The 2351-nt window shown below is 37.3% G+C and carries 3 protein-coding genes; all 3 read left to right on the top strand.

What is annotated here, in order from left to right; all coding sequences use genetic code 11:
* The first annotated feature begins 57 nt into the window (after positions 1–57).
* Positions 58–195 (top strand): hypothetical protein, encoded by a 138-nt coding sequence (locus ACODS7_RS31665; protein WP_488828523.1) that lies wholly within the window; start codon positions 58–60, stop codon positions 193–195.
* A 24-nt stretch (positions 196–219) separates the two neighbouring features.
* Positions 220–654 (top strand): DUF722 domain-containing protein, encoded by a 435-nt coding sequence (locus ACODS7_RS31660; RefSeq protein WP_488828521.1) that lies wholly within the window; start codon positions 220–222, stop codon positions 652–654.
* A 424-nt stretch (positions 655–1078) separates the two neighbouring features.
* A complete protein-coding gene (locus ACODS7_RS31655) occupies positions 1079–1753 on the top strand; it encodes an ADP-ribosyltransferase (protein ID WP_098679671.1) in 675 nt (224 codons plus the stop codon).
* Positions 1754–2351: the final 598 nt, after the last annotated feature.

The following is a 2351-nucleotide window of genomic DNA, read 5'->3' as shown; positions in this document are numbered from 1 at the left end:
AAGGCCGTGGCATAATACTCTTTTTATTTCTGTCTACTTGACAGGGAGATGACCAAGTTGTGTAAACAAGCGGTCACTTTTCATAAGCAAGGGAAAAGTTATGAGGAAATTGCGCGTCAATTTGGATATTACGGGAATAGTTTACGTAGACAACTTATCAAACGAGGATTATACCGAACAAAAAACAAGGAGTAAGTGTGGAAGAATCGGAGGGATTCGATGATAGAAAGCCCAACAGGGAAACTGAAAGGCGCGACTTTTAAATATATCGAGAGTGAATTATATGGTTACGGCGATCCCTTGCATGAAATTGCATTCTTACGAAAGAATCTGATGTACTGTTCTTCGCAGGATGACGAGAATATCGGAGGTGGAAGAAGGAATCTTCCAAATCGTCCAACAGAACGTATCGCAACAAAATTAACGGTACATAAAAAACTCAAACGCCTAGAAGAATTAGCAGATACGATTGAACATGTGTATGTATTGTTAGAACCAGAGAAACAAAGACTGGTCAAATTAAAATACTGGACGAAACCCCAATGTAAGACATGGGACGGAATCGCAGAAGAGCTGCACATCACCAAACGAACAGCTTTACGTTGGAGAGATGGAATTGTGTACGCAATCGCGGAAAGACTGGGAGAAAGATAAAAGATGTCACTATCATGTCACTTTTGGCCCTAAAAAATGAAGTATTATGGTAGTATGGGAAAGTGAATGGTGACGGAAATCACCTATCACAAGGGAAACATGTATATTCTAAACGGTTCAATTATGTGGTATCAAAAATCCGAAACCAGCTTCAATGGTGCAGATTGTATGTATCCGTTGATAGAGGGGAGCATTCTGTAGGGTGCTCTCCTTTTATTTAGATTTGAAAATAGTAGATAGTAGCATCACGAGGATAATGTTGTAAGAGCACATATACACCAATTTATTATAAAGTGATAAAAAGTCACTCAATCTGTACAAAAAGAATCTGTTTTTTTGTTTACTTTCTTTTTCTTGTGACACATGCCAGAATTAGATGGTGGAAGTTGGAACGATTTATAGATTGAGAGGCAGGTAGATTATATTGTTCAAGAAATTAAGTAAAAAAATTATCATTGTTTCTACATTAGCTTTTACATGCGGGACTTTTATCATGCCGCAGGTAATGACACAAGCATTCGCAGCTCCAATAGAATTTAGACAAGATAGTGGTTATGCAATGCAGTGGGCCAAGCAAAACTATGGTAATTGGAGATTCTCTCTTGGATCAGAAGAGGTAAAAGCAGTTGATTATTATACACAAGGTGGATTTATGGTATTGAACGAAAAATTAAGAACAGATGCAAATGTGAGTGCAACTAGTGATATTGGAAAAAATATAAGTTATATTAGTGCTGCACTTAGCAAAATGCCGATACCTGAAGATATTGTTGTATATAGAGGAACAGGTGCAAATGCATTAGGGGCCTTGCAAGACTTATTACAAACAAAGAAAGGTCGCGAACAATTAGTAGGAAAGGTATTAGTGGAAAAAGGATTTATGAGTACAAGCATTCTTCGTAATAAAGCTTTTGCCAAAGATATTATTTTCTATTTAACAGTTCCACAAGGGACAAAAGGAGCATATGTGGGAATCGGTAGTGTCCATGATGAAAGGGAAATACTGTTAGATAAAGGATATACATATAGAATCAATTACATTGATGTAGAACCTGATACGAAAAAATGGAGAATTTATGCGGAAATTGTAGGACAATAGATGAGAGCCTTAGATAGGTGTGAAAAGGGTTTAACATATAGGTTCATCAAAATATCACGTACCGTAATGATAGTAACAAAATAAAGAAAGAAAACATAAGATAATAGTGCCGATTGCAAGTCTATTCTTTTTTATAAAAAGGCTCATAAGCCAAACCTTTCTAGAGAGCATCCTCCACAGGTGCTCTTTTCATATGCACAGTTTAAAGCGGACAAGCATATAGTACAGTAAATAGAATGAGGCATGATCGTTACCTTTCTATCTGAAAAGCACTCGTGAAAACGGGTGTTTTTTAGTTGAAAAAGACAGTTGTAGTTATAATGCGGTTGAAAGAACGTATATTGGTATAGAACGGTTGTAATTCCAGTTGCCTATATTCTTGAAGAGAGAGCACTTACCGATGGAGTGCTCTCTTACGGTTGCACCTTTTGATAAAGACAAGCATATAGTAGAAGTATAGGACAACCTCCGTTGTCTTAGTTCACTCATAGGAACCCCTTTCTAGGTACGGACGAAACTCGAGAGCACCCAACTGGCGCGGGGGCTCTCTTTTATATTCTTTACACCTGAAAAGAGGAGGAATTATAAAATGAACCTA

The organism is Bacillus sp. FG16, from assembly GCF_057809515.1.
Note: the sequence above shows the minus strand (reverse complement) of the source record. Positions and strands in the feature narration are given on the sequence as shown.

What these genes read in the sequence shown, in the direction of transcription:
- ACODS7_RS31660 (WP_488828521.1), top strand. Translation starts at nt 220, where the DNA reads ATGATAGAAAGCCCAACAGGGAAACTGAAAGGCGCGACTTTTAAATAT.